Annotated in this window: 23 protein-coding genes; 7 read left to right on the top strand and 16 right to left on the bottom strand. The window is 66.6% G+C overall.

Features of this window, described 5'->3' with window-relative positions:
- Positions 1-191: 191 nt before the first annotated feature.
- Positions 192-1085 (top strand): LysR family transcriptional regulator, encoded by an 894-nt coding sequence (locus AC0KVN_RS12045; RefSeq protein WP_435567072.1) that lies wholly within the window; start codon positions 192-194, stop codon positions 1083-1085.
- Here the strand turns inward: AC0KVN_RS12045 and AC0KVN_RS12040 are convergent.
- The 15 genes from AC0KVN_RS12040 to AC0KVN_RS11970 form a co-directional block, all read right to left on the bottom strand.
- Positions 1082-2887 (bottom strand): carboxypeptidase regulatory-like domain-containing protein, encoded by a 1806-nt coding sequence (locus AC0KVN_RS12040; RefSeq protein WP_435567071.1) that lies wholly within the window; start codon positions 2885-2887, stop codon positions 1082-1084. The two genes, AC0KVN_RS12045 and AC0KVN_RS12040, sit on opposite strands and share 4 nt — an antisense overlap.
- Complete coding sequence (locus AC0KVN_RS12035) at positions 2884-4983, bottom strand: DUF4175 domain-containing protein (protein ID WP_435567070.1); 2100 nt, start codon at positions 4981-4983, stop codon at positions 2884-2886. Before AC0KVN_RS12035 ends, AC0KVN_RS12040 begins: the two co-directional genes overlap by 4 nt.
- Positions 4980-6143 carry a BatA domain-containing protein gene (locus AC0KVN_RS12030; protein ID WP_435567069.1) on the bottom strand — a complete coding sequence of 388 codons (1164 nt, stop codon included), beginning with the start codon at positions 6141-6143 and terminating at the stop codon, positions 4980-4982. Before AC0KVN_RS12030 ends, AC0KVN_RS12035 begins: the two co-directional genes overlap by 4 nt.
- Complete coding sequence (locus AC0KVN_RS12025; RefSeq protein WP_435567068.1) at positions 6140-7033, bottom strand: DUF58 domain-containing protein; 894 nt, start codon at positions 7031-7033, stop codon at positions 6140-6142. Before AC0KVN_RS12025 ends, AC0KVN_RS12030 begins: the two co-directional genes overlap by 4 nt.
- A gap of 15 nt (positions 7034-7048) precedes the next feature.
- Positions 7049-8038 (bottom strand): AAA family ATPase, encoded by a 990-nt coding sequence (locus tag AC0KVN_RS12020; RefSeq protein WP_435567067.1) that lies wholly within the window; start codon positions 8036-8038, stop codon positions 7049-7051.
- A 133-nt stretch (positions 8039-8171) separates the two neighbouring features.
- Positions 8172-8867, bottom strand: coding sequence for a DUF4159 domain-containing protein (locus AC0KVN_RS12015; protein WP_122928828.1), 696 nt, complete (start codon positions 8865-8867; stop codon positions 8172-8174).
- 167 nt (positions 8868-9034) lie between these two features.
- On the bottom strand, positions 9035-10369 hold the full coding sequence (locus tag AC0KVN_RS12010) for a TldD/PmbA family protein (protein ID WP_374552031.1): 1335 nt from the start codon (positions 10367-10369) through the stop codon (positions 9035-9037).
- Between the two features lie 20 nt (positions 10370-10389).
- Positions 10390-12024 (bottom strand): TldD/PmbA family protein, encoded by a 1635-nt coding sequence (locus tag AC0KVN_RS12005; RefSeq protein WP_010335920.1) that lies wholly within the window; start codon positions 12022-12024, stop codon positions 10390-10392.
- Positions 12025-12307: 283 nt separating this feature from the next.
- Positions 12308-12991, bottom strand: a complete 684-nt coding sequence (locus AC0KVN_RS12000; protein ID WP_010335919.1) for a Fe2+-dependent dioxygenase — start codon at positions 12989-12991, stop codon at positions 12308-12310.
- Positions 12992-13074: 83 nt separating this feature from the next.
- Positions 13075-13842 (bottom strand): energy transducer TonB, encoded by a 768-nt coding sequence (locus tag AC0KVN_RS11995; protein ID WP_435567066.1) that lies wholly within the window; start codon positions 13840-13842, stop codon positions 13075-13077.
- Positions 13843-13989: 147 nt separating this feature from the next.
- On the bottom strand, positions 13990-14280 hold the full coding sequence (locus AC0KVN_RS11990; protein WP_004208455.1) for a ribbon-helix-helix domain-containing protein: 291 nt from the start codon (positions 14278-14280) through the stop codon (positions 13990-13992).
- A complete protein-coding gene (phbB, locus tag AC0KVN_RS11985; protein WP_004208456.1) occupies positions 14280-15002 on the bottom strand; it encodes an acetoacetyl-CoA reductase in 723 nt (240 codons plus the stop codon). The genes AC0KVN_RS11990 and phbB overlap by 1 nt, the downstream gene beginning before the upstream one ends.
- Before the next feature lie 19 nt (positions 15003-15021).
- Entirely contained in the window at positions 15022-16029 is a 1008-nt protein-coding gene (hemH, locus tag AC0KVN_RS11980; protein ID WP_435567065.1) for a ferrochelatase, read from the bottom strand.
- Complete coding sequence (locus AC0KVN_RS11975; RefSeq protein WP_435567064.1) at positions 16029-18308, bottom strand: molybdopterin cofactor-binding domain-containing protein; 2280 nt, start codon at positions 18306-18308, stop codon at positions 16029-16031. The genes hemH and AC0KVN_RS11975 overlap by 1 nt, the downstream gene beginning before the upstream one ends.
- A gap of 39 nt (positions 18309-18347) precedes the next feature.
- A complete protein-coding gene (locus AC0KVN_RS11970; protein ID WP_017500408.1) occupies positions 18348-18782 on the bottom strand; it encodes a CoA-binding protein in 435 nt (144 codons plus the stop codon).
- A gap of 163 nt (positions 18783-18945) precedes the next feature.
- On the opposite strand from AC0KVN_RS11970, the gene AC0KVN_RS11965 reads away from it, so the two are divergent.
- Both AC0KVN_RS11965 and AC0KVN_RS11960 read left to right on the top strand, forming a co-directional pair.
- Positions 18946-19623 (top strand): hypothetical protein, encoded by a 678-nt coding sequence (locus tag AC0KVN_RS11965; RefSeq protein ID WP_037522060.1) that lies wholly within the window; start codon positions 18946-18948, stop codon positions 19621-19623.
- Positions 19624-19672: 49 nt separating this feature from the next.
- The gene (locus AC0KVN_RS11960; protein WP_435567063.1) at positions 19673-20131 is read left to right on the top strand and encodes a GNAT family N-acetyltransferase; all 459 of its coding nucleotides are present in this window, start codon (positions 19673-19675) and stop codon (positions 20129-20131) included.
- Here the strand turns inward: AC0KVN_RS11960 and AC0KVN_RS11955 are convergent, their stop codons facing one another.
- Complete coding sequence (locus AC0KVN_RS11955) at positions 20132-21097, bottom strand: Mrp/NBP35 family ATP-binding protein (protein WP_313394007.1); 966 nt, start codon at positions 21095-21097, stop codon at positions 20132-20134. It abuts the gene before it with no gap.
- 73 nt (positions 21098-21170) lie between these two features.
- Here AC0KVN_RS11955 and hflK point away from each other — a divergent pair, with 73 nt between their 5' ends.
- From hflK to AC0KVN_RS11935, 4 genes are all read left to right on the top strand, one after another.
- Positions 21171-22301 (top strand): FtsH protease activity modulator HflK, encoded by a 1131-nt coding sequence (gene hflK / locus AC0KVN_RS11950; RefSeq protein ID WP_435567062.1) that lies wholly within the window; start codon positions 21171-21173, stop codon positions 22299-22301.
- Positions 22298-23137, top strand: a complete 840-nt coding sequence (hflC, locus tag AC0KVN_RS11945) for a protease modulator HflC (RefSeq protein ID WP_303762035.1) — start codon at positions 22298-22300, stop codon at positions 23135-23137. Before hflK ends, hflC begins: the two co-directional genes overlap by 4 nt.
- A gap of 128 nt (positions 23138-23265) precedes the next feature.
- Positions 23266-24774 (top strand): Do family serine endopeptidase, encoded by a 1509-nt coding sequence (locus tag AC0KVN_RS11940; RefSeq protein ID WP_017500403.1) that lies wholly within the window; start codon positions 23266-23268, stop codon positions 24772-24774.
- Between the two features lie 117 nt (positions 24775-24891).
- Positions 24892-26523 carry a helicase HerA-like domain-containing protein gene (locus tag AC0KVN_RS11935; RefSeq protein WP_483656122.1) on the top strand — a complete coding sequence of 544 codons (1632 nt, stop codon included), beginning with the start codon at positions 24892-24894 and terminating at the stop codon, positions 26521-26523.
- Positions 26524-26588 lie beyond the last annotated feature (65 nt).

The following is a 26588-nucleotide window of genomic DNA, read 5'->3' as shown; positions in this document are numbered from 1 at the left end:
CCAATATAGTTTGGAGCGCGCTGCGATCACCCTGACGCAAGTCGCGCGCTCCAACTTCTTTTGTCGCATCGTTTGAAGCGGAAAACCGGTTCCCACTTTTCCGCACGATGCTTTCACCCCGCCTTGCAGGATATCAGAAATGCAGGCAAGCTGACGGATATGCATATCCACCCTGCAAAAATGCCGCATACATGAACTGGGACGACCTGCGCCTGTTCCTGGCGGTGGCACGTACCGAGCGATTGAGCGCGGCGGCGGCGATGACCAGGATGGACGCCACCACCATCTCGCGGCGGATCAAGCGGCTGGAGCAGGCGCTGGAGCAACGCCTGTTCGAGCATACGCCGGCCGGCCATGTGCTGACCGACCATGGCACCCGCCTGCTGGAACAGGCCGAACGGATGGAGGCGGCGGCGCTCGGCGTGCAGCGGAGCGGCAGCGCAGCCGGCGCGCAGATGGCGGGGACGATCCGCCTGAGCGCATCGGAAGGCTTTGGCAGCCGGGTGATCGCGCCGCATCTGCGCAGCTTCACCGCCGAGCATCCACGGATCGAGATCGACCTGGTGGCGTCGAGCGGCTTCCTCAACCCCTCGCGGCGCGAGGCGGACATCGCGGTGATGCTGGCCCGGCCCAAGACCGGCCCGCTGATCACCCGCAAGCTGACCGACTATCATCTGGGGCTTTATGCCACGCCCGCCTATCTGGAGAGTGCGCCGCCGTTGAAGGCCAAGGGCGACCTGCTGCGCCATGTGCTGGTCGGCTATGTCCCCGATCAGATCTATGCACCCGAACTGCGCTATCTGGCGGAGGTCGATGCCCGGCTGGAACCGGCGATCCGGTCGAGCAGCATCAATGCCCAGGCGGAGATCATCGCCAGCGGCGCGGGCTGCGGCATATTGCCCTGCTTCATCGGCGACGCCATGCCGGGACTGGTCCGCGTCCTGCCCGAGGCGGTCGATATCCAGCGCAGCTTCTGGCTGGTGGTGCCTCGCGACCTGCGTGGCATTGCCCGGATCGACCAGTTTGTCGGCTGGCTCGTGGCGACGAGCGAAAGGCTGCGGCCGGTGATGCTGGGCACGGGTTAGGCCTGCGGGGTCACCGTGCGGCCGATCCGGGATCGCTCAAACCACCAGAGCAGGGCACTGGCGATCAGCCAGCCGATGAGCCAAGGCCAGGACGGGCCGGGAACGGAGCGCGCGGCAGTGGCAGAATCCGTCTTCTGATCGGCGCCCTGCAACAGGGTCATGGCCTGATGCATCTGCGCGATGCGCAGGGCCGGCAGGGCATTGGCGGGGTAGATGTAGAAGGCTGTGGATGCGCCATCCGTCCGGCGCACCTGATGCCATCCTGCCCGATCGGGCCACCAGGCGGCGCAATCGCCAGTCGTCGGATCGATCGCCAAGGGCGCGCCATCGACACTGGCACCGGGCTTCAGGCCGCACAGGCTGATCCGCTCGCCGACCCACGCCGGGCCGGTGAAGGCGGCAACAGACCCCGGTGCCGGGCGCACGACCGCGGACATCATCCGCCCCCACCAGTCGCCGTAAAGATCGCCCCGGCCGCTCAGCACCAGGCCAAAACTGTCGAGGCCGGTCCAGACTGCGACACGCCCCGCGCCCAGCGCGCGCCAGGCGGCGAGTGCTGTGCCCGCGGCATCCTGCACCAGTGGGACCACATCGCCGCCGGCCGGCACGCCATCCATGCGGATCGCTTCGGGCAGAAGATCGTCGCCGATATTGAGGTCCGCAGGTATGTCGGCGCTGCCGATGCCGGCACGGGTGCGGGCGCGATCGGCGGCCAGCGGCGCCGGCAGGGCGATCGGCGCGACGCCATTGCCGCCGGACAGATCGAAACCCAGCGCGCGCCACTGGCCGCGCAGCGCGCCATCGGCCGGGCCGCCGCCGCGCAGGATCAGGCCCATGCCGCCGCGCACCGCCTGCAGCACCGCGCCCCGTCCGCCACCCAGGCCGGACCAGGCGCGATCATCGACGACCAGCAGGTCATAGCGGCGCAGGCTGGTGGCGTTGATCGCCACCGGTGCGTCGCCCAGCGCGATGCCGCCGCCCGCGCTCATATTGACGGTGACGGCATAGCCGGCGTCGGTCGCCCAGCGGCGCAGATATTTGACCTCCGGCCCCGGCGCCCCGGCGAGGATCAGCAAGCGCGGCGCGGCATCGCCCTCGACCAGCAATGGCACCACCGCCTGTTCGACCAGCCCGCCATCGGCCCGGCGCAGGCGCAGGGTGAATTCAGCGGTGCCGGCGGCTCGGGCGGTCCCGGTCAGGCTGAAGCGGCCATCGCCATCCACCGGGGCGGCATCGGTAACGCGCCCGGCGGGATCGAGCAGTTCGACCTGTGCCTTGGGCAGGCCGGCCACCTGTCCGCCGACGGCGAAGGTTGCGCCCGGCGCGATCCGGTCAGGCCGGGCTAGCGCGACCAGTCCTGCGGCGGCGGCCGGCGGCGTATAGTCGATCGCAAGCCCCTTAGCCGCATCGCGATCGCGGGCGACGAGGCCCTGCCCCAGGATGACGAGGCGGCGCGTGTCGGGATAGCGACGCAATACGGTCGCCAGATCGGGCACCGCCTGCGCGCCCGCCACATCCGGCGCTTCGGGCAGCGCGACCAGATGCGCGCCCTTACCGGCCGGGGCCAAGCGCCAACTGCCCTGGGTGGCGACGGTCAGCGTGCCGCCTGCCACCGGCAGCGCGGGTGGGAAGAGGCCGAAATAAAGGAGCAGCGCGACGACCGGCTGGAGCAGCAACAGTGTCGCGAGGCGCCAGGGCCGGGCGCCCAGATCGCCCGCCGAACGCTGCCGCAGCAGCAGCCTTGCCCAGCCGACCAGCACGGCCGCGCCAAGGAGCAGCGCGGTGATGAGCTGTATGTTCATGGACGCCCCCCGATCGCGCCGAGATAACGGGCGCCGGCTGCATCGGCCGGGCGGCGCCGCGCCACGCCACCCTGCGGCCGCTCCATCGCCATCCACAATTGCGCGCGCAGCTTGTCGCGACAGGCGGCGCAGGCCGGATCGCGCCGCACGGCATCGATCGCGCCGCTCAGCGCCAGCGGATCGGGCAGGCGCGCGGCATTGGTCCGCGCCCAGCCCTCCAGCGCGCCGAGCGACACCGGTCCCTGCGCCAGCCCACGCCAGGCGGCTGCAGCCGGGCCATCATCGCCCTCGACCGCGACCAGCGGCTCGAAATGGCCGGCAATCCCCTCGCGCTTGCCGGTCATACGCCGGGCGGGGTCGATCGGCGGCAGTTCCGGGCCGACGCGCGACAGGAAGATGCGGGTCGCCTGCTGCACTTCCTTGATGAAGCGCAGCGCCTTGTAGGCATAGGGCAAGGCCAGGTCCGGCCGGCCTTGCTTCAATTGCATTTCCGACTGCCACATCTCATCCACCGCCTGTTTCAGGATCGCGCGGGTTTCCGGGTCCAGGCTGGAGGCGGGCGATTCATCGTGCGGATGGCCGAATTCGGCGAGCACATCCTCCTTCTCGCCAAAGACATTGGGCGCCGCGACCGGCGGACCATGATCATGGCCGTCACCCTCGCTATGGCCATCCGCATCGGCGGTCGGCAGGCTGGGTTCGCCTTCGCTCTCGCCGCCCAGGAACTGGCTGTAGCGGCCGCGCAGGATTTTCTGGTCATTACCGATGCCGTTGGATTGCGACAGATATTTGTCGGCCGACAGGCTGCGCTTGCGCTTCAGCAGCGCCTCGGCATCGATGATGATCTGGCGCTGGCTGCGGAAATAGGCCGGCAAAGTGGTGTTGACCATGCCCTGCAGGCCGCCGCTTTCCGGCGCCTTGGCCGCAGGCCAGCGCAGGATGACGCTGGGGCCGCGCACCTCCTGTGGCGACGGCGCGCGATTGTCGCGAACGATGATCTGCACCACCATGTCGCCGCCGGCCGAAAAGCCGAGTGCGCCGAAATCGAGGCGCGGGGCAAAGCGCCGATCGCGCGCCGGGCCGGAGCCGGACACGGCGATCTCGCGCTCGGTGAAGCGGATATTCTCGCCATCGCCGATCGCCAGGGTGATGCGCAGCCGGGCGGTGGCGGCGACGCCATAATCGTCGGTCGCGGCGAAGACCGGCGTCCAACTGCGCTGGCCGGGAGTCACCATGTTGAGGCTGGCGGCGGGCGCGATCAGCTTCACCTGCGGCGGCGCATCGGCCACGCCGTCGATCCGGTGCAGCGGCGGCAGTGGCCCGCGCCCGGATGCCGGATCGACGCGATAGAGGAACGAGGCGTCGAGCATGCGGCTGGCGATCCAGTGATCGCCATCGCGGCGCAGCGCCACGGCAGCGTCACCCAGTGGCAACAGCGCCGGCGCACTTGCCTGCGGATCGAAGCGGAAGGTCCATTCGAGCCGTGACCCGAGCGGCGCGCGCGCATCGAGCTTCGCCTCGTCGCGCAGCGGCAGGCCGGTGTAGGCGGGCGGGATGATTCGCAGATTCTGGGCGACAAGGCGCGGAATGCCGGGCCTTGCGGCTATGCCCTCGGCGGCGGGCGCCAGCACGACGGGTTTGTCGCTGCCACGGGGCCAGAGCAGGAGAGCGGCGATGCCGAGCAAAGCCACGGCCCAGAGTGCGATAATCATGCGGCGCGACCAGTCCGGCGCCAGTTCGTCCGGCATGCCCTGCCCCAGCCGCTGGTCGAGCCGGCTGCGTTGCAGCCGTTGCAGCGGCCCCAAGCCCTGCGGATCGGCGAACAGCAGCCCGCTGCTATCCTCCAGATCGACGCGGCGGGCATCGAGACGGCGGACCAACCAGCGCTGATCGAAGCGCTGGGCGCGGCGGATGGCGAGGGCGCCAAGCAGGCCAGCGCCGAGCAGCAGCAGGATGGCGGCCGGCACCAGTCCGGCGAAACGCCAGACCAGCGCGCTCGCCAGCAGCAGGACCGGCAAGCCGAGCAGCAGCGTATCAAGGCGCACGCGCCGGCGGCTGGGCGTCAGCCAGGTGGAGAGCAGGGCGTCGGCGCTCATGGTGCGATCGCCCGCTTGCGGCTGGTGGCGAACCAGCGTTCGACCAGCAGCAGCGCCGCGATCAGCAGCGCCAGCCAGGGCTGTAGCTCGGCCGGCGGTTGCGGATAGGCGCGTCCACCGGTGAGTGGCGCATAGGCGGCGGCATCGGCACGCTGGGGCGCCATGCTGGGCGGCTGGATCAGCGCGCGCAGGCGGGCGGGGAAGTCGGCCTCCAGCAATTGTGGCATCTGTGCCGGCTGTAATGGGCGGGTGAAGCGGAGCAGGCGGCCCTTGCCGATCGGCATGACCTCCACCAGCGGCCGGGCAAGATCATCCTGCCACAGGGGCTCGGGCGTCGTGCGTTGGGGCAGCAGCGCATCGGATGCGACGATCGCCTGTCCGCCCTGCGCGATCCAGCGTTGCAGCGCTTCCGGCAAAGTGCCAGCGCTCATCCAGAACAAGATCTTGTCCGACGGCGGCAGTGCGGCGTTGAGCGGGCCGCTGTCGACATCGGCCGGCTTGCCTGCGGGTTGCCAGGCAAGTGCAGCGGCATTGAGGTAACGCACTCCGGCGGCATGAGCGCCATCGGCGCGGATGGAGATCGACGGCACCTGCACTGGCACCGGCTTGCCCGCCGGCATTTCGCCGGGGACGAGGCGCCAGTCGACCTTGCGCGACAGGCGCGGCCGCTCCGCATCGGCGCCCTGGATCATCTGCGGCACGATGATGGTGAGCGGCGCGCCCCGTGGCAGTTCGGCGTCCAACTGGCGCACCAGACTGGCGAGCGGGATGGCGTCGGTAGCAAGCGGCTTGCGCGCTTCGACGCGGGGATAGCCGGGCGCCAGCCAATGTGCCATGCCCTCGGCCAGCGCCTTGTCATCCACCGCCGCCGGATCGACGCCGGGCGTCAGCGCGACATAGGGCTGCTTGCTCGCCGCCCCGAACAGCACCGGATGGGCGAGCCACAGCACGACCATCGCCAGCAGCGCGAGGCGCAGGGCGAGCAGCAGCCATTCGTCAAAGCGCAGGCGGGAACGGGGCTTGGGCTTCTGCCGCAGCCAGCGTAGCGCGGCGAAATCGGTCGGCAATTGCTCGCTGCGCCGGGCGATATGGATCGCAAGCGGGATCAGCAGCGCCAGCAGGCCGGCCAGCGCGGCGGGGAGCAGCAAGGCGGGCGTCATGAATATTCGGCCGCGTCATGGGCGCCGAACAGGCGGCGCAGCGGCAGGTCGATCGGCTCGTCCAGCACATGGGTCGCGCGGCGGATGCCGACCGCATCCAGCCGGGCATGCAACTCCGCGCGCGCCTCGCCGAAGCGGCGCAGAAATTCGGCGCGCAGCGCGGCGCCGTCGCCCAGCAGTTCCTCGCCCGTCTCCGGGTCACGAAAGCGATAGCCGCCGTCGAACGGAAAATCCCGCTCGCCCACGGTCAGCATTTCGATCACCAGAACCTCGCGCCCGGCGGCTGACAATTTCTCGACCAGTTCGATCGCGCCCGGCTCGAAACAGTCGCTGAGCAGGATCACCAGATCATGCGCGCCGATCCGTTCCCAGACCGGTACCAATTGCGCTTCGGTAGCAAAGCCCCCTTCGGCCCGCAGCGGCAGCATGTCGAGCAATAGCCGGTCGCGCTGGCGCAGGCCGGTGGCGGGCGGCAATAGGCGCAGCCCGGTGTCGGACAGCACCATCCAGCCGAAGCGATCCCCCTGCTGCATCGCCAGTTCGGCGATGCTGGCGGCGATCCCCTTGGCCGTATCCAGCCGGCTATAGTCGGGGCGCACCGCATCGCTCTGCGCCATCGAGGCGCTGGCATCGGTCAATATCCAGACTGCGACCGGGCTTTCCCGTTCCGCCTCGCGGACGAAGAATTTGTCCGACCGGGCATAGAGCTTCCAGTCGATCTGGCGCAACTCGTCGCCCGGCTCATAGGCGCGATATTGCGCGAACTCGAGGCCCGCGCCCCGGCTATGGCTGTGATGGAGGCCCAGGCCATGCGATCCCACCGCCCGGCGCGTGAGCAGGCGCAGGCTTTTGAGCCGGCTGCGCACATCTGGGGGAATGAAATCGGCCATGATTGCGCGTCCGGATCAGCCGAGCGGCACGGCGCGGACGAGCGCGGCGACGACATCGTCGGCGCTCTTCCCTTCGGCTTCGGCGGCGAAGGACAGCAGCAGGCGGTGGCGCATCACTGGCCCGGCCAGCGCAACGATATCCTCGCGCGTCGCCGCCAGACGGCCCTGGAGCAAGGCGCGTGCCTTGGCCGCCAGGATCAGCGACTGGCCCGCGCGCGGTCCCGCGCCCCATTTCACATATTTGCGGATATCGTCCGGCACGCCTTCGCCCGGACGGCTGGCGCGCACGATGCGCGTCACCCAGCGCAGCAGATCCTCACCGAAATGCACGTCGCGCACCAGCTTCTGCAGCGCCAGCACCTCCTCGCCCTGCATCACCGCCGGCACCGCGCCCGGCTTGGCCCCGGTGGTCTGGGCGAGAATGTCATGCTCTTCCTGCTCGGTCGGATAGTCGACGCGGATATGGAGGAGGAAGCGGTCCAGCTGTGCCTCGGGCAGCGGATAGGTGCCGGCCTGTTCCAGCGGGTTCTGCGTCGCCAGCACGAAAAAGGGCGATGGCAGCTGATAGGTGGTGCCGCCATAGCTGACGGTGCGTTCCTGCATCGCCTCCAGCAGCGCCGCCTGGGTCTTGGGCGGGGTGCGGTTGAGTTCGTCGGCCAGCAGCAGGTTGGTGAAGACCGGCCCCTTCTGGAAGCGGAAGCTGCGATGGCCAGTGCCATGATCCTCCTCCAGCAATTCGGTGCCGAGAATGTCGCTGGGCATCAGGTCGGGGGTGAACTGTACCCGGCGGAAGTCGAGCTTGAGCGCCTCGCCGAGCGAGCGGACGAGCAATGTCTTGCCGAGGCCCGGCACCCCTTCGAGCAGGCAATGGCCGCCGGCGAGCAGGCCAATCAGCAATTGTTCGACCACCGCCCCCTGCCCCACGATCGCCTGGCCGATCGCCGCGCGCAATTCGCCCAGGCGCGCCAGTTTCTGCTGGATTTCCGCTTCGCTGATATCGGTCATGATAGTTCCTAGCAATTGCCGTCATCCCCGCGAAGGCGGGGATCCATCTCCGACGCTCTCCACGAGTGCGAGGTTGGGAGGTGGATTCCCGCTTTCGCGGGAATGACGAAAAAAAGGCGGCGGACGGCCGCCGTCACGACGACAGCGCATACATCACGATATTGACCGCGAACTTGGTATTATCCTCGGCCAGGAAGCGCTTGTTGCGCCAGTCATAGTCCCACTCGCAGCCATAATCCTTGTTGCTGTAGAGAACGCCCAGGCGGCCATTGACCTCTATGCCCTTGAGATAATCATGGACCAGATCATCGCCCCAGCCATTCAGTTCCAGCCCGGTATTGGGCGGCCCGTCGAACTTGAAGAAGCTGCGATAGACCGGATGGGTCTTTGGCAGCATCTTCAAGCCTTTGGGGCCGAAAATCTTGGCCATCTGCGCCTCGAACGAGCGGGCGAACAGGCCGTCTATGTCATGGTTGCAATCATCCACCAGGACGAAGCCGCCATTGCGGACATAGCGCTCGAAATTGCGCCGCTCGGCCTCCGAAAATTCGACCAGCTTGTGCCCCGCCATGTAGCAGAAGGGCGCGGTCAGCATCTTCGGGTCCGAAAGGGCGATGACATGCTCCTTCGGATCGACCCGCAGCGTCGTATAATCGATCAGCGAGGTGATGAGGTTGGACGGCATGCGCTGGTCGACATCCCAGTCGCCCGAGTCATAGCGCAACCGCGTGAACCAGAAATCATAGCCTCCCGCGGCGGCAAGGGGACGGGCCAGCATTGCGCCAGCCAGACCGCCCGCCATCAGCCGAAGAAACTCGCCGCGTGTCATCACATCCAATCACATAGGGATTTGCATGATCCTCCCCTAGAAGGGGAGGTGGCTGGCGAAGCCAGACGGAGGGGTGTCCCGCTATCGATAGGGTGACACCCCTCCACCATTGCTTCGCAATGGTCCCCCTCCCCTTCACAGGGGAGGATCATGCACAGCTCAAACCGTCACACCGCGTCCGACAGCGAGGTGAAGGTGAAGTCGCGCAGTTTCATCGGCGGCACGACGATGTTCATCGACACTTCGTCCGGCGGCACGCGGACCGGGCGACCCAGCTCTTCGACATTGTTGAGCATGATCACCGGGCTCTCGTTGAACCGGAAATTCTTGATCGGATATTTGATCTGACCATTCTCGACATAGAAGGTGCCGTCGCGGGTCAGGCCGGTCAGCAGCACGGTCTGCGGGTCGACCATGCGGATATACCAGGTGCGGGTGACGAGCACGCCGCGCTCGGTCGAACGGACCAGATCGGCGGTGGTCTTGGTGCCGCCGGTCATCAGGATATTGCCCATCTGGCCGATCGCAGGCTTGCCCTGCTTGCTCGCCCAGTAGCGGCTGTAATTGAGGTTGGTGACCTTGCCATCCTTGACCATGTCGACACGCTGGCGGGCGAGGCCATCCTCGTCCCAGGGCAGGCAGGGCGCGACCGGATCCCACGGGTCGGTGTAGAAATTGACCTGCGGCCCGAACACCTGTTCGCCCAGCTTGTTGCCGCCGCCCTTCTTCGACAGGAAGCTGCGGCCCTCGTCCGCCTCGCGCGCGCCGAAGAAGTAGAACATGAAGCCGATCAGGCCTGCGGCCGCCATCGGTTCCAGGATCACGGTATATTTGCCCGGCTCCAGCGCCTTGGCCTCGGACGATGCCGATGCCTTGCGCATCGCGATCTGGATGTCGCTGTCCGCCTTGAAGCGGGTGGCGTCCTGGGTGTCGGTGCCGACCCAGCCGGAACCCCGGCCATCCTCGGTGCGGACGGTGCAAGTATAATCCAGCATGGTCGAGCGCTGATAGCCGAAATTGCCCTTGCTGTTGGCGATCGCGACGAAGCTCTGATTATCCTCCAGATAGCCGGCCGCGATCAGCTTCTGCGACTTGCAGGCGCTGATCGAGGTCGATGCCACCTGGGCGCGATATTCCGGCGTGATGTCGGCGGTCGACTGGGCGAAGGTCGGGCTGGCCTTGTAGGCCTGCCTGTCCACCGCCGGCATGAATTCCGGATTGTCCGGGGCCAGATTGGCCAGCGTTTCGGCCCGGCGCACCACGCGTTCCAGCGAGGCGTCGTCAAACTGGTTGATGGTGGCGGTGCCGACCTTCTTGCCATAGGCGACCTGGACCGCCAACTCGATATCGTCGGTAAGGCCCGCGGTCGACACGTCGTTGCGGGCGAAACGGATATTGCCCTGGATCTTTCCGGTCAGTTGCGCGGTGCATTCGTCGGCCTTCGACAGGGCGACGACCTTGGTCAGGATGGCCTTGGCCTGCGCTTCGGTAAGGATGCTCATTTTTCTGTCTCCCTAAGCGATCAGCCGAGCGAACGCGCGGTGTTGATGACGTTGATACCGTTGAAGCGCGCGGTCGAAGACCCGTGCGACACGGCGGAGACCTGGGCCGGCTGGCCCTTGCCGTCGAAGAAGGAGCCGCCCAGACGATAATCGCTCTGGTCGCAGACGCCGACACAGGCATTCCAGAATTCCGGGGTGCGGATCTGGTAGGCGACATCCTCGATCTGCTGGGTGATCTTGCCGTTCTTGATCTCGTAGAAGAGCTGGCCGCCAAACTGGGCGTTGTAGCGCTGCTGGTCGATCGAGAAGCTGCCGTCGCCAATGATGTAGATGCCATCCTCGACACCGGAAATCATGTCCGCCACGCTCTGCTTGGTCTTGCCCGGTTCCAGGCTGACATTGGCCATGCGCTGGAACTGCACATTGGACCAGCTGTCGGCATAGGCACAGCCATCCGATTCCTTCTTGCCCTCGATATGGGCCTGGTCACGGATCGCCTGATAGCCGACCAGCTTGCCATCGCGGATCAGATCCCACTTCTTGGTCTTCACGCCCTCGTCATCATAGGCGACGGCGCCCAGGCTGCCGGGCTGGACCTTGTCGGCGACGATGTTCACCTTGTCGCTGCCATATTGGAAATGGGCCTGCAGCTTGTCCATCGTGGCGAAGCTGGTGCCGGCATAATTGGCTTCATAGCCCAGCACGCGGTCCAGTTCGAGCGGATGGCCGACGGATTCGTGGATGGTGAGCCAGGTGTGCGACGGGTCAAGCACCAGGTCATATTTGCCCGGCTTGACCGACGGCGCCTTGAGCTTCGCGCGCGCCTGCTTGGCGGCGGCGATCGCGTCTTCCTTCATGTCATAGCTGTTGCCATAGACGGTGACGCCATTGGGCAGCACGGTCTTGCCGCTGGCCGCGCCGTCGAGATATTCGAAGCCCAGGCCCATCGGCGAGGACAGGCCCTCGCGCGTGCGGAACTTGCCGCTGGTCTTGTCGACCGCGGTGACCGTCATCGGCGCCCAGATGCGGTGGACATCCTGATCGATATAGCTGCCATCGGTGCTGGCGAAATATTTCTGCTCATTGACCAGGAACAGGATCGAATTGACGAAGTCGGCGCCCGCTTCCATCGCGGCGGCGTTCACGCCCATCAGCAGCTCGACCTTGTCCTTGATCGGCACGGCCATGCTGTTCTTGACGATCGGCGTCTTCCAGCTGACCTCGCCCGCGCCCTTGACCGGGGCGAGCTGGACCGGGGCGCTCTGCTGCGGCGCATTGGCCTTGGCGATGGCGACCGCCTGCTGCGCAGCCTTGGCCACCGCTTCCTTGCTCAGTTCATTGGTGGCGGCGAAGCCCCAGGCGCCATTGGCCAGAACGCGGATGCCGACACCGGTGGATTCGGTGTTGACGATATTCTCGACATTCTTTTCGCGGGTGATGACGAACTGGCGCAGATAGCGGCCGACGCGCACGTCGCAATAGCTGGCACCGGCGCTCTTGGCCGCGTTCATCGCGGCGTCGGCCAGCCCCTTCTTGAAGCCGACGTCGAGCGCGCTGTTCAGATCCTCTGCTGCAATGACCTTGCCGAAAAAGGACGGCAGGACGAGCCCGCCGACACCCATGGTGCCAAAGGCCAGGAAGTCGCGTCTATGCAAGATAGCCTCCACTGGAATGCCCGCAGATCGCGGGTCTGTCTTGTCGCGAAGGCCACCCCCTTGGCACCCCCCGCGTGGATGGCGCGGATCATTGCGAGCCGGACAGGTGAGGTCAAACGGCTTTTCCGAGCGACAAGGCGTGGCATGCGGGCTTTCGACCAAAGGGCAACCAGCGCCGACGAACGACATGTGCGGCGGTCCAGCGTCCGCACGCGCCGCACAACAGCTATAGATTCGCTATAATTGCCAGTCAGTTAGCCATAGGCACAAGCTGACAGCAGGCTCAGGCATCGGCCCAGCGGCGCAGCAGATTATGATAGACGCCGGTCAGGCGGATCACCTGCGCATCGTCATGGCCGCGATCAAGCGCCAGTTGCTGGATCGAACTGTCGAGATCGAACAGCATCTGGCGCGCGGCATCGTCGCGGATCATCGACTGCATCCAGAAGAAGCTGGCGACGCGCCGGCCCTGCGTCACCGGTTCGACCCGATGCAGCGAGGAGGAGGGATAGAGCACCGCCTGCCCCGCCGGCAGCTTCACCTGCTGCACGCCGAAATTAGTCTCGATCGTCAGTTCGCCGCCCTCATAGCTTTCCGGCTCCTCCAGGAAGACGGTGATCGACAGGTCGGATCGCACGCGAAAGCCGGTGCCGGCCTGGATGCGCACGGCATTGTCGACATGGGTGCCGAACGCCTGCCCCCCGGCATAGCTGTTGAACAGAGGCGGAAAGATCTTGAGCGGCAGCGCGGCGGCGATGAACAGGGGCGATCGACCGAGTGCATCGAGGATCATCTGCCCCGCCTGACGCGCTTCCGGCGCGCTTTCGGGCAGTTGCAGATTGCGCTTGGCCAGCGCCGACTGATGGCCGGAGGTGACATTGCCATCGACCCATTGCGCCGCATCGATCAGCGCGCGGATGTGGGCGACGCCGGCGGCGTCGATCAGGTCGGGAATGACGATCAGCATGAAGGATACTCCGGGGCGGGATGGCCTGGGCCTGCGGTCGGGCGAGGCGCGCCGGTGAGGCGCTGTCTGTCAGGCCCTGTCTGTCAGGCCTTGTCGGTGCGGATGACGAAGGGGATTTCGACCACGCCCTTCACCCGGACAGCCTGACCGTCGCGGATGATCGGGCGCCAGCGCCAATGTTTGACCGCATCGCGCGCGGCATCATCCAGTCGTGCAAAACCACTGCTGCGGGCAATGCCGATGCTCTCGACGCCGCCATCGGTGCCGACCACCAGCGCCAGCACGACCGTGCCCTGCTCGCGCTTGCGCCGGCTGTCGATCGGATAGCGGGGCGGCTTGCCCGACACCATCTGCGCGCCGATATCGCCGGCCTGCACGACCGAGGGCGCCGCAGCAGCCATGACCGGCGCGGCAGGTGCCGGCGGCGATGGCGGGGCCGACACCGCGACCGGCGATGGCGCGGGGACCGGATCGGGCGTGGTGGCGATCTGCACCGGCGGGACCGGCGTCTGGACGATCGGCGGCGGCGCCACGACCTGCGGCTGGGATGGCGGCGGCGGGGGCGCTTCGGCGGCGGGCGGTGGCGGGGGTGGCGACAGGTTCACTACCGTCAGCTTCGCCTCTTCGGCCCGGACGACATGATTGCGCACCTGGATCAGCGCGCCGATCAGCAGCGCATGCACGACCAGGATGGCGGCAATGGCGGGCAGGTTCGGACCGCGCCGGGCGCCATAGCGTTCGGCTGGAACAGCAATGGCACGCCCGCTGGCAACGGGCATCGGACGATCGTCACCGACATCGGCGAAATCGGTCGCATAGACCTCCGCCCTGCCCTGTGCCGCCTGCAGCATTGCCCATCCTCCGTCCGTCAGCCCCGGTCCGCGATACAGCGGACCATAATGCGAATCAATTTCATTCGCAGCGCCCTAGCCTATTTCGCCCCGGCGCAGAAGTGCGGAAGAAACGCTATAGCAATAAGGGAAAGAGGCGGGAGACGCTCAGCCCGGCGGCGAATCCTGTGTCCGGACGCGGGCGAAAAGCCAGCAGCGGATCGCGCTGGCCAGATTGGGGGGATCGTCGGCCGCCATCCGCGTCACGTCGATGCGGGCGATCAGCGCATTGATCGGCAATTCGGCCTCGGCCGCGGCATCGCGCAGCGCCTGCCAGAAAATCGGCTCCAGGCTGATCGCGGTCTGGTGCCCGGCAATGGTCACGCTGCGCTTGACCGGAGGGGCAAAGGGCGACGCCCCGGACGCGGCTGCGCCATCGGAAGCGTCGCCCTTGGCCATCAATACATGTGCTGGCCGCCGTTGATCGACAGCGTGCTGCCGGTCACGAAGCCGCCTTCGTCGCTGCAGAAGAAGGCGACGCCACGGGCGATCTCATGCGCCTGACCCAGACGGCCGACCGGGATCTTGGCGACGATCTTTTCCAGCACCGGTGCCGGCACGGCGGCGACCATGTCGGTGTCGATATAGCCGGGCGCGATCGCATTGACGGTGACGCCATATTTGGCGCCTTCCTGCGCCAGCGCCTTGGTGAAGCCATGGATGCCCGACTTGGCGGCGGCATAATTGACCTGGCCATATTGGCCGGCCTGGCCGTTGATCGAACCGATATTGACGATCCGGCCCCAGCCGCGCTCACGCATGCCGCCAAAGGTCGCCTTGGCCATGTTGAAGCAACCACCAAGGTTGATGCGCATGACTTCGTTCCAGTCGTCGAAGCTCATCTTGGCGAGCACGCCGTCACGGGTGATGCCCGCATTGTTGACGACGATGTCGACCGGGCCGAGCGCTTCCGCCACCGCAGCGCAACCGTCCAGGCAGGCCTGATGATCGCCGACATCCCATTTGAAGCTGGCAATGCCGGTGGCGTCGGTGAAGGCCTTGGCCTTTTCCTCGTTGCCGGCATAGTTGGCGGCAACCGTATATCCCATTTCCTTGAGTGCCAGGCTGATGGCTTCCCCGATACCGCGGGTTCCGCCGGTCACGATCGCTACTCTCGACATGCGCCTGTCCTCTCCTGTGCTAGACCCTCTGGTCCACCCATCCTGAAAGCTCGCGGCCGACCAGCCGCTGGTAGAGGGTGATAGCTTCGGGGGATGCGTTTAGACAGGGCAAAAAGGCAAATTTTTCGCCACCTTCCGCTAAAAAAACTTCTTTCGCGCGAAGCCCGATTTCCTCTAGGGTTTCCAGACAATCTGCCGAAAATCCGGGTGTCACGACAGCAATGTTCCGGACACCTTCCTTCACCAATCTGGTGAGCGTCGCTTCGGTCTCCGGTTCCAGCCATTTGGCCCGGCCGAAACGCGACTGGAAGCTCATATGGACGGGCAGGTCCATCGCCGCATCGAGCAGCCGGACCGTCTCCACCGACTGGTGATAATAGGGGTCGCCCAGTTTCAGCGTCCGTTCCGGCATGCCATGGAAGCTGGCGAGCAGCGCATCGGGCCTGAAGTCGAGCTGCGCCAGATGGCCGTCGATCGACGCCTTCAACGCGGCGATATAGTCGGGATCGGCATAATAAGGCGGCAGGGTGCGGATCGCCGGTTGCAGCCGCATGTCGGCCAGCCCGGCAAAGGCCTTGTCCAGTGCGGTCGCGGTCGTCGCGCCGGAATATTGCGGATAGAGCGGCGCCAGCAGGATGCGCTCGCACCCCTGCGCCATCATCGCCTGGAGCCGGCTGGCGATCGACGGATTGCCATAGCGCATCGCCCAGTCGACGATCAGGTCCGGCCCCATCGCCTGCTGCAACGCCTCCGCCGTCTCGCGGGTATAGACCGCCAGCGGCGATCCGCCGGGCATCCACACCTGCTGATAGGCATGGGCCGACTTTTTCGGCCGCGTCGTCAATACTGCGCCGCGCAGGATCGGCTGCCAGATGATCTGCGGAATTTCCACCACGCGCGGGTCGGACAGGAATTCCGCCAGATAACGGCGCACCGATGTGGCATCGGGCGCGTCGGGCGTGCCGAGATTGATCAGCAGCACGCCGACGCGCGATGGCGTGCGAGTGTCAACTTCGCTGTCAGGCATCAGCCATTTCCCATGATCGGCAGGCTGCGGAATCGCTGCCCGGTGACGGTGAAGAGCGCATTGGCGATCGCCGGCGCGGCGAGCGGCGCGCCAAGATCGGTGACGCCGGCCGGGTCGGCCGTGCTGCGGATCAGTTCCACGCTGATCTCTCCGATGTCGCCCAGCCGCGGCAGGTTCATCCGCCCCAGCATCGCGCGCGTCGGCATGCCACCGGCATAGGGCACCGACGCCCCCATCGCGAGCGCCAGGCCATGGATCAGCCCGCTTTCTATCTGCTGCCGCGCGATATCGGGATTGACCTGATCGCCGCAATCCACTGCCGCGACCATCCGCCGGACGCTGAGCTTGCTGCCCTCGATCCCCGCCTCGACCATCACGGCGGCATAGGCACCGTTCATCATATGCGCGGCGATCCCCTGTCCGCTCCCGGCAATGCCCCCCTGCCAGCCGCCCATGGCCGCTGCCGTGGAGAGGCAATGGGCGAGGCGCGGGTTCCCGCCCAGCATCTGGATGCGGAAGGACATCGCCTCGATCCCCGCCAGATGGGCGAGTTCGTCCAGGAAGCATTCGGTGAAGAAAGCGCCATGGAGATGCGCATTGCCGCGCATGAAGCCGAGCGGCAGGCCAACGTCGGCGGGATAATGATCCACCGCCCAATTCGGAATGGCATAGGGCGGCACCATGCCGGCCACCGCCAGCCGGGTCGCCTTGTCGCCCGCTTCGGCGGCGGCCTCATGCGGCAGCTTGCCATGGGCGATGCGCGACCAGGTCTGGGTCATAGCGCAGGGAGCCGCCACCTTGGCCAGCCAGCCCTCGACCATGCCACCACGGCCCAGCTTTGCCGCCATGCGGGCATGGGCCGGCGCGCCCGGCCGATCCTGAATCACATCCTCCAGCCGCGACCAGAGCAGTTGCACCGGACGACCGACATCACGCGCGATCAGCGCGGCCTGCACGCCCGCCTCCCAATCCATATGCCGTCCGGTCGCGCCGCCGGCATGAAGTGGATAGAGCGTCACCGCACTGTCCGACAGGCCCAGCGCATCGGCGATCGCGGCGCGGGCCAGCGCGGGCGCCTGCGTCGCCATCCAGACTTCGGTGCCCTCCTCCGTCACCCGTGCCGTCGCGCACATCGGCGCCAATGCGAGATGCAGGCCGGGATCGACCTGATATTCGCTGGCCAGGATCGTCGCCTTCTCGAACACCGGTAGCAGATCGCCCTGCACATAGAGACGCCGGCCGGCGTCCCCGGAAAAGGCATCCTCCAGCGCAGCATCGATGCGGCCACTGTCGACCGGCGTGCCGCGCAGGGTGAAGCTGGGATCGATCAGATCGAGCGCCCGGTTCGCCGCCCACCAGTTGGTGCCGACCGCCGCGATCCAGCGCTCGGTGCGCACCAGTTTCAGGAAGCCGGTGACCTTCTGCGCCTCGGCATCGCGCGCATCCTTCAGCACGGCGTCGCCGATCGGCCCCTGCCGGATCGACGCGAAGACCATGTCGGGCAGACGGATGTCGGCAGCGAAATTATGGCTGCCGTCGATCTTGGACGGGGTATCGAGCCGCGGCAGATCCTGCCCGGTCAGCCGGCCGTCATTGCCCTGTCGATAGGGCAGGATGTCGGGCAGGGTGAAACCGGCGGCATCCTCCACCACATCGCCCAGCCGCAGCTTGCGCTCCGCGCCGTCGGTGATGATGCCATTCTGGATGTCACAGCTTTCCCAGGGCACGCCCCAGCGCGCCGCCGCTGCCTTGCACAGCAGCACGCGCGCCGCCGCACCGGCCCGGCGATAGGCGTCATGGAACATCGGCACCGACGTGCCCGCCCCGGTCAGCATCAGCGCGCTGCGCGTCGCATATTGGTCGATCGCCCAGGTGCCGGCATCGCCCGCCACGCGGGTCCAGTCACTCGCCAGCCAGTCACGCGCCAGCAGGCCGTTGGCATAGAGCGGGCTGATCGGCGCGCTCTGCACCGCGACGGTGCGCCAGTCGGCGCCCAGTTCGTCCGCCAAAATCTGCGGCAGGATGGTGGACACCCCCTGCCCCATTTCGGTCTGCGGCACGATGGCGATCACCTGCCCCGCCCGGTCGATCTTGAGGAAGGCGTCGAATACCTGTTCGCCCGGCCCGACATTGAGATTGGGCCGATAGCTGCGCGGCCAGGCCGCCCAGGCCAGAACCAGTCCGACTGCCGCACCGCCACCGACCAGCAGCGTGCGACGGCTCACACCTGTGTCGCTCAAACCTCTGTCTTTGCGTCGTTTCAACGGTGCCCGCGCCATGGCCTTGCTGATAGAGGCGCGGGGCCGTGCTGCCTAGGGCTAATCCGCCGCGATCGGCGCAAGGCCAAGCCGCCGGATCTCGATCGCAGGGCAATAGTCCATCACGACCTTGAGCCCCGCCGCTTCGGCCCGCGCCGCGGCATCGGCATCGATCACCCCCAATTGCATCCAGACCGACTTGGCGCCGGCGGCGATCGCCTGGTCCACCACCTCGCCCGCGGCCTCGCTGCGCCGGAAGATGTCGACCATGTCGATCCGCACGCCGATGTCCGACAGCCGATCCCAGACAAATTCGCCATGGACATGTTCGCCGGCGATCTGCGGATTGACCGGCAGCACGCGATAACCATGATCCTGCAGCGTCTTCATCACACTATAGCTCGGCCGGTCGGGGCGATCGGAAATACCGACCAGCGCGATCGTCCGGGTTTCGTTGAGCAGATCGGCAATATCCTGCGCGGCGGTGAGCGGCATGGCGGTCCTCCTGTCCTGGTCCCCGATATGGGCAGGGCGAAGGCGCGAACAAGAGGCCTGGCGAGCGCCGGTCCTAACCAATTCCTAAGCAGCGTCCGGCTAGGCCCGGCAATGCGCGATTCGCGCCGGCCGGTGGGGACGGGCCGTATTCAGGGGGTCTGAGATGAAGTCTGTCGTCATTGCCGCGCTTGCCATTATGTCCGCGACTGCCCAGCCGCTGCTGGCACAGGCCGATGCGCCGCTGCCCGTCATGCAGCCGCCCGAGGCCAGTCCGGCCATGGTCCTGCCCGCCAACACCGCCGTCATGCTGCGCATGAACAGCGAATTGTCGAGCAAGACCGCCAAGGAAGGGTCGATGTTCGACCTGTCGGTCGCCGATCCGGTGATGGTCGATGGCTATGTCGTCATCCCGATGAATGCCCGCGCCGTAGGCGAAGTGACCTGGCTGACCGGCAAGGGCGCCTTTGGCAAATCGGGCAAGATGAATATCGAGCTGCGCTATATCGAAGTCGCCGGGCGCCGCATCCCGATCAAGGGCAGCTTCCGCCAGGAGGGCGAAGGCAATACCGCCGCGACCATCGGCGGCGTGATCGCGGCCGGCGTGTTCGCGGGCTTCATCACCGGCAAGACGGCCATCATCCCGGCGGGCCGGGAACTGCAGGCCTTCACCCAGAATGAGATCGCGCTGGCACCGCCCCGCCGCCCCGCGCCCATGCTGGGCCAGCCGGCACCGATCCCCGCCAGCTACACGCCCGCGCCCCGCGCTGCGCCGCTGCCGGCCGCCCGGCCAGCACCACGTCGGTCGATGGTCGACCCGTCGCTGGAGATCAACGTCAAATAAGGCAGACTTGGCCGTGGCGCACCGCACGCGCCACGGCTAGACCCTGCCCATGTTCGATATTCGCGAAGACGATCTGAGCGGCGCACCGACCCGCGCGCTATTGGCCATCCATCTGGCCGGCATGCAGGCGGAATCGCCGCCCGAAAGCGTCTTCGCGCTCGACCTGTCAGGATTGCAGCAGCCCGACATTTGCGTCTGGACCGCCTGGGATGGCGACAGCATCGCCGGCGTCGCCGCGCTGCGCGATCTGGGCGGAGGCCAGGGCGAACTCAAATCGATGCGCACCCATCCCGATCATCTGCGCCGGGGCGTGGCCGCAGCGCTGCTACGCCATATCATCGGGCAGGCACGGCAGCGCGGCATGACCCGGCTCAGCCTGGAAACCGGCAGCGGCCCCCCCTTCGATCCGGCGCTGACGCTGTATCGTCGGCACGGCTTCGGCAATGGCGAGGCGTTCGGCGATTACCGCGCGAGCGCCTTCAACCAGTTCCTGCACCTCAGCCTTTGATCAGGCGGCCTTCGCCAGCCAGGCCGCGACCTTTTCGGCGACGGCGCGGAAGGCATCGGCATGCGGCCCTTCGCCAGCCGCCGGCGGGTCACCCGCGTCGGAGCGCTTGCGAATGTCGATCGCCAGCGGAATGCGGCCGATGAAGGACAGGCCAAGCTCGCCCGCCGCGGCTTCCGCGCCACCGCAGCCGAACGGATCGGACACTTCACCGCAATGCGGGCAGGCATAGCCGGCCATATTCTCGACCAGGCCGATCATCGGCACCTGCGCCTGTTCGAACAGGCTGATCGCGCGGGTCGCATCCATCAGCGCCAGATCCTGCGGCGTCGAGACGATGACGGCACCGGCCGGCTTGTGCTTCTGGAGCATGGTCAGCTGGATGTCGCCGGTGCCCGGCGGCAGGTCGATGACCAGCAGGTCGGTCTCGCCCCAGTCGGCGTCGATCAACTGCCCCAGCGCATTGCCGACCATCGGCCCGCGCCAGGCCAGCGCCTTGCCCGGATCGACCAGATGGGCCATCGACAGCATCGGAATGCCGAGCGGGCTTTCGACCGGGAAAAGGCGCTTTTCGCGCGCCTGCGGCTTCTGGTCCTCGCTGGCGAGCAGGCGGGCCTGCGACGGGCCGTAGATGTCGGCATCGACCAGACCGACCTTGTGCCCCAGCCGCGACAAAGCGATGGCGAGATTGGCCGACAGGGTCGACTTGCCCACCCCGCCCTTGCCCGACGCCACGGCGATGATGCGCGGCGCGCGTCGCTCGGCCGTCATGGCGATGCGCACATCGGTGACACCCGGCAGCATCAGGCCGCCCTCGCGGATGGCGGCAGCCACGGCATCGCGCCGTTCGGGCGCCAGACCGCCCACGTCTAGCGCCAGGGTCATGATGCCATCCTTCACCCGCGGCGCGCTGGCACGGCCATCGGTCAGCGTCTTCAGGCGGGCGGCAAAATCATCGATATCGGTCATGACTGGGCCCTCTAGGCAATAATCGTCGTTAAGGGCACTGTTTTTCGCGTGCAGCCATTCCTATAGAGATGACATGAGAAGATTATTCGGGTGGATGCCCGGCATCGCGAGCGCCATGGCCCAGGGTCCCTGGGGCGGCAAGGGTGACGGGCCTGAGGGCAATGACGGACCGGGCAAGAACGGGTCCGGCGGGGGCAGTGATGGCCCGCGCAATCCCTGGACCCAGCCCGGCAAGCCGGCCGGGAGCAAATCTCCCTCTGCGATCGAGGAATTGCTGCGCAAGAGCCGCGAAAGCTTTGGTCAGGGCGGCGGCTTCGGTGGCCTGCCGCCGCGTGCGAACAGCCGGGCGCTGTGGCCGATCGCCGTCGGCATTGTCGTCGTCCTGTGGCTGGTGCTGACCAGCTTCCACCGGGTCGGCCCGCAGGAACGCGGCGTCGTCACCCTGCTCGGCAAATATAGCCGCACCCTTTCGCCCGGCATCAGCCTGACCCTGCCCGCCCCGTTCGAGGCGGTGCGCACGGTCGATGTCGAGGAAATCCGCACGATCGACATCGGATCGGCCAGCGCGGAGAGCGAAAATCTGGTGCTGACCGGCGACCAGAATATCGTCGACCTGGCCTATTCGGTGCGCTGGAACATCCGCAATCCGGAACTCTATCTGTTCCAGCTGGCCGACCCGGATGCGTCGATCCGCGAAGTGGCGGAAAGCGCGATGCGCTCGGTGGTCGCCAGCGTCAGCCTGGACGATGCGCTGGGTGCGGGCCGCACCGAGATCGAGCAGCAGGTCGAACAGCGGATGCAGGAGATTCTCGACGGCTACAAGTCGGGCATCCGCGTCCAGGGCGTGGCGATCAAGCAAGCCGATCCGCCGGCTGCCGTCAACGACGCCTTCAAGGAAGTGTCGGCCGCGCAGCAGACCGCCCAGACCTATCTGAACGAGGCCCGTGCCGCCGCACAGCAGGTGACGGCCAAGGCGCAGGGCGAGGCCGCAGCCTTCGATAAGGTCTATGAACAATATCGGCTGGCACCCGACGTGACCCGCCGGCGCATGTATTACGAAACCATGGAGGGCGTCCTGTCCACCGTCGACAAGACGATCGTTGAAAGCGGCAACGTCACCCCCTTCCTGCCCCTTCCCGAACTCAAGCGCCGCGCCCAGGGCACACCCCAGGCGGCTGCCAATGCGACGGAGGAAGGCCAGTGAGCTTGCGCAATCCCATCGCCCTCGCCATCGGCGCGATCATCCTGCTGATCCTGGTCGGCAGCACCGTCACCATCGTGCCGGAAACCCGGCAGGGCGTGATCGTCCGCTTCGGCGAGCCCAAGCAGATCATCAACCGCTATCGACCGAACGAGGATTTCGGCAAGACCGGCGCCGGCGTCATCCTGCGCGTGCCCTTCTTCGACCAGATCGTCTGGATCGACAAGCGCGTGCTCTCGGTCGAAATGGAGCGCCAGCAGGTGCTTTCGACCGATCAGTTGCGCCTGCAGGTCGATGCCTTTGCCCGCTATCGCATCGTCGATCCGCTGCGCATGTATATTTCGGCCGGCAGCGAGGACAAGGTGTCGGACGCGCTGCGCCCGATCCTGGGCTCGGCGCTGCGCAACGAACTGGGCAAGCGGCCTTTCGCCGCGCTGCTCAGCCCCGAACGCGGCCAGGTGATGCAGAATATCGAGGCCGGGCTTGACCGGGTCGCGCGCCAATATGGCGCCGAGATCGTCGACGTGCGGATCAAGCGCGCCGACCTGCCCGATGGCACGCCGCTGGAAAGCGCCTTCACCCGCATGCGCACTGCGCGCCAGCAGGAAGCGCTGACGATCCGCGCCCAGGGCCTGAAGCAGGCACAGATCATTCGCGCCGAGGCCGACGCCAATGCCGCCCGCATCTATGCGGAAAGCTTTGGCAAGGACGCGAATTTCTATGACTTCTATCGCGCCATGCAGGCCTATCGTTATACCTTCGCCCCGGATCGGGCGGGCGGCACGACGATGGTATTGTCGAAGGACAATGAGTTCCTGAAGCAGTTCCAGGGCCGCTAACAGCAGGTTTCAGGATCATTACGGAACCAGTGTCATTCAATATCGGTTAAGGCAGGGCGGCGCATCGATAAGGCTCCCCGAGAGTCCCGCCCTTCCCGCTCCCGAATTTCTGAAGAGGACCGTCACGAGTGCGTTACGCTTATGCCATCACCGGCGCCCTGCTGCTCGGCGGCACCGCCATCGCCGTCACGACCAGTTCCAATGTCGGCGCGCAAACCGCCCAGAATGAAGGCCTGCAGGCCGCTGCACCCGCCGGTGCCCCGGCAAGCCTGGCCGACATGGTCGAAAAGCTGCAGCCGGCCGTGGTCAACATCTCGACCAAGCAGCGCGTCACCGTGCAGAATCCCTTCGCCGGCACGCCCTTTGGCGACCTGTTCGGCCAGGGTGGCGGCGGAAAGCCGCAGACCCGTCAGGCCCAGTCGCTTGGCTCGGGCTTCCTGATCTCGGCCGATGGCTATATCGTGACCAATAATCACGTCGTATCGGCCGGTGCGGAAGGCGCTAGCGTCGACAGCATCACGGTCACCATGACCAACAAGGAAGAATATCCCGCCAAGCTGGTCGGCCGCGATCCCGCAACCGACCTCGCCGTGCTGAAGATCGACGCGAAGAAGCCCCTGCCCTTCGTCAAGTTCGGCGACAGCACCAAGGCGCGCGTGGGTGACTGGGTCGTCGCGATCGGCAACCCCTTCGCCCTGTCGGGCACCGTGACCGCCGGCATCATCTCGGCCGTGCATCGCGGCACCGGCGGCACCTATGACAAGTTCATCCAGACCGACGCATCGATCAACCAGGGCAATAGCGGTGGCCCGATGTTCGACATGCGCGGCAACGTGATCGGCATCAACAGCCAGATCCTGTCGCCTTCGGGCGGCAATGTCGGAATCGGCTTCGCCATCCCCTCGGAACAGGCGGCGCCGATTGTCGACACGCTGCGTCAGGGCCAAAGCATCAAGCGCGGCTATCTGGGCGTGCAGATCAGCCCGCTGGGCGAGGATATGGCGGACTCGCTGGGCCTTGCCAAGAATCGCGGCGAGTTCGTGCAGGGCGTCGAGCCTGGTAAGGGCGCCGAAAAGGCCGGCATCAAGGCAGGCGATGTGATCGTCAGTGTCGCCGGTCAGGAAGTGACGCCGGACCAGAATCTGTCGTCGATCGTCGCCAACAGCAAGATCGGGTCGAGCGTGCCGATCGTGCTGCTGCGCAACGGCCAGCGCATGACCCTGAACGCGGTCGTGGGTGAGCGCCCCAGCGAAGACGAACTCAATAACTTCGCCCAGCAGCAGGATGATGATTTCAGCCAGCAGGGCGACCAGGGCAGCGACACCCAGGCGGCCCAGAAGTCGCTGGGCATCTCCGCCATCCCGCTGACCCCCAGCATCACCCGCCAGCTGGGTGTCGCCGGCGACACCCGCGGCATCGTCATCACCGCCGTCGACGGGTCGACCGACGCCGGCGCCAAGGGCCTGCGTCGCGGCGACGTGATCCTGTCGGCCAATAACCGGCCGGTGCTGACCCAGGCGGATCTGGACGCACAGGTGAAGGCGGTGTCGGCCCAGGGGCGCAACGCCATCCTGCTGCAGGTGCTGCGTCGCGGCCAGGCGCCGTTGTTCCTGCCAATCCGCCTGCGCGACAAGTAAGTCAGCGAAAGCGACAATCGTTACGGGCCGCGCTTGCCGGATTGCCTGCCTCCCTTCTAAGAAGGAGCAGACAGTCCGGCGGGCGCGGCCCGACCCGTTTTTGAGGAGCATAGGCCCATGAGCGACGGCATCTTCCTTGGTCTGGGCGCGCCCGAAAAGGACGGCGGCATCCCCCAATATCTGAACCTGCGCCGGGCCAATCGCCACGGCCTGATCGCCGGCGCGACCGGCACCGGCAAGACGGTGACGTTGCAGGGTATCGCCGAAAGCTTCTCCGCGCTCGGCGTCCCGGTGTTCGTGGCCGATGTGAAGGGCGACCTGTCGGGCATTTCGATGGCCGGTTCGCCGACCGCCAAAAATGCCGACAAGCTGGTGTCGCGCGCCAGGGAAATCGGCATCGCCGATTACAGCTATGCCGACAATCCGGCGATCTTCTGGGATCTCTATGGCGAACAGGGCCATGCGATCCGCACCACGGTCAGCGAGATGGGGCCGCTGCTGCTGGCCCGGCTGATGGGCCTCAACGACACGCAGGAAGGCGTGCTCAACATCGCCTTCAAATATGCCGATGAGGAAGGGCTGCTGCTGCTCGACCTGGGCGATCTGCAGGCGATGCTCGCCTATTGCGCGGAGAATGCCGATACGCTCTCGGCCCGCTTCGGCAATGTGACCAAGGCCAGCGTCGGCGCGATCCAGCGCCAGTTGCTCCAGCTCGAAACCCAGGGCGGCGACCATTTCTTCGGCGAGCCCGCGCTCGACATCCACGACTTCCTGAAGGTGGACGACAAGGGGCGCGGCTATGTGAACATCCTCGCCGCCGACAAGCTGATGCAGAGCCCGAAGCTCTACGCCACCTTCCTGCTCTGGCTGCTGAGCGAATTGTTCGAGACGCTGCCCGAAGTGGGCGATCCGGAAAAGCCGGTGCTGGTCTTCTTCTTCGACGAGGCCCATCTGCTGTTCGACGACGCGCCGGCGGCATTGCATGACAAGATCGAGCAGGTCGTGCGCCTGATCCGTTCCAAGGGCGTGGGCGTCTATTTCGTGACGCAGAACCCGATCGACATTCCCGAAGCCATTGCCGGCCAGCTCGGCAACCGGGTGCAGCATGCGCTGCGCGCCTTCACCCCGCGCGACCAGAAGGCGATCAAGGCCGCGGCCGACACCTTCCGCATCAACCCCGATCTCGACATCGAGACCGCGATCACCGAACTCAAGACCGGTGAAGCTTTGGTATCGCTGTTGCAGGAAGATGGTGCGCCGGGCGTGGTCCAGCGCACGCTGATCGCCCCGCCCCGCTCGCGCCTCGGCCCGGTCGATGCCAAGGAGCGGGCGATCATCCAGTCGATCTCGCCCTGCGAGGGCAAATATGACACCGCCGTCGACCGCGAATCCGCCGAGGAAATCCTGGCCGCGCGCGGCGAGGCCGCCGCTGCCGCTGCGCAGGCGGCCAAGGCCAAGGCCGAAGCCGACAAGGCCGCCACCGCCCAGGCCAAGGTCGAGGCCAAGCAGCGCGAACAGGAGTTGAAGGAGCAGGCCCGACGCGATGCCGCCGCCGCGCGCGAGGCAGCCAAGCCCAGCAGCCTCGACACGGCCGTCCAGTCCGCCACCCGCTCCGCCGCCTCCTCGGTTGGCCGCCAGGTCGCCAATGAACTGGGCCGCGCCGTGTTCGGCGGATCAAGCCGCAAATCGTCGGGCGGCGGCATCGCCGGCCAGCTGGTGCGCGGCATATTGGGCAGCCTGTTCAAATAAGGATGGGCCAGTAACATGGACAACGGGCCGGTCGATTATGTCCGGCCCGTTGCTATCCGCCACGG

This window comes from Sphingobium sp. SG1, assembly GCF_057063145.1.
This window is presented reverse-complemented; position numbering and strand designations above follow the sequence as displayed.

Excerpts from the sequence above, each read along its gene's own strand:
- AC0KVN_RS11975 (WP_435567064.1), bottom strand. The coding sequence starts at position 18,308 with ATGGCGCGGGCACCGTTGAAACGACGCAAAGACAGAGGTTTGAGCGAC.
- hflK (WP_435567062.1), top strand. The coding sequence starts at position 21,171 with ATGAGAAGATTATTCGGGTGGATGCCCGGCATCGCGAGCGCCATGGCC.
- AC0KVN_RS11960 (WP_435567063.1), top strand. The coding sequence starts at position 19,673 with ATGTTCGATATTCGCGAAGACGATCTGAGCGGCGCACCGACCCGCGCG.
- AC0KVN_RS12025 (WP_435567068.1), bottom strand. The coding sequence starts at position 7,033 with ATGGCCGATTTCATTCCCCCAGATGTGCGCAGCCGGCTCAAAAGCCTG.
- AC0KVN_RS12010 (WP_374552031.1), bottom strand. The coding sequence starts at position 10,369 with ATGAGCATCCTTACCGAAGCGCAGGCCAAGGCCATCCTGACCAAGGTC.
- AC0KVN_RS12020 (WP_435567067.1), bottom strand. The coding sequence starts at position 8,038 with ATGACCGATATCAGCGAAGCGGAAATCCAGCAGAAACTGGCGCGCCTG.
- phbB (WP_004208456.1), bottom strand. The coding sequence starts at position 15,002 with ATGTCGAGAGTAGCGATCGTGACCGGCGGAACCCGCGGTATCGGGGAA.
- hemH (WP_435567065.1), bottom strand. The coding sequence starts at position 16,029 with ATGCCTGACAGCGAAGTTGACACTCGCACGCCATCGCGCGTCGGCGTG.
- AC0KVN_RS11970 (WP_017500408.1), bottom strand. The coding sequence starts at position 18,782 with ATGCCGCTCACCGCCGCGCAGGATATTGCCGATCTGCTCAACGAAACC.
- AC0KVN_RS12030 (WP_435567069.1), bottom strand. The coding sequence starts at position 6,143 with ATGACGCCCGCCTTGCTGCTCCCCGCCGCGCTGGCCGGCCTGCTGGCG.
- AC0KVN_RS11990 (WP_004208455.1), bottom strand. The coding sequence starts at position 14,280 with ATGGCCAAGGGCGACGCTTCCGATGGCGCAGCCGCGTCCGGGGCGTCG.
- AC0KVN_RS12015 (WP_122928828.1), bottom strand. The coding sequence starts at position 8,867 with ATGACACGCGGCGAGTTTCTTCGGCTGATGGCGGGCGGTCTGGCTGGC.
- AC0KVN_RS12035 (WP_435567070.1), bottom strand. The coding sequence starts at position 4,983 with ATGAGCGCCGACGCCCTGCTCTCCACCTGGCTGACGCCCAGCCGCCGG.
- AC0KVN_RS12045 (WP_435567072.1), top strand. The coding sequence starts at position 192 with ATGAACTGGGACGACCTGCGCCTGTTCCTGGCGGTGGCACGTACCGAG.
- AC0KVN_RS11935 (WP_483656122.1), top strand. The coding sequence starts at position 24,892 with ATGAGCGACGGCATCTTCCTTGGTCTGGGCGCGCCCGAAAAGGACGGC.
- AC0KVN_RS11965 (WP_037522060.1), top strand. The coding sequence starts at position 18,946 with ATGAAGTCTGTCGTCATTGCCGCGCTTGCCATTATGTCCGCGACTGCC.
- AC0KVN_RS12000 (WP_010335919.1), bottom strand. The coding sequence starts at position 12,991 with ATGCTGATCGTCATTCCCGACCTGATCGACGCCGCCGGCGTCGCCCAC.
- AC0KVN_RS12040 (WP_435567071.1), bottom strand. The coding sequence starts at position 2,887 with ATGAACATACAGCTCATCACCGCGCTGCTCCTTGGCGCGGCCGTGCTG.
- AC0KVN_RS11955 (WP_313394007.1), bottom strand. The coding sequence starts at position 21,097 with ATGACCGATATCGATGATTTTGCCGCCCGCCTGAAGACGCTGACCGAT.
- AC0KVN_RS11995 (WP_435567066.1), bottom strand. The coding sequence starts at position 13,842 with ATGCTGCAGGCGGCACAGGGCAGGGCGGAGGTCTATGCGACCGATTTC.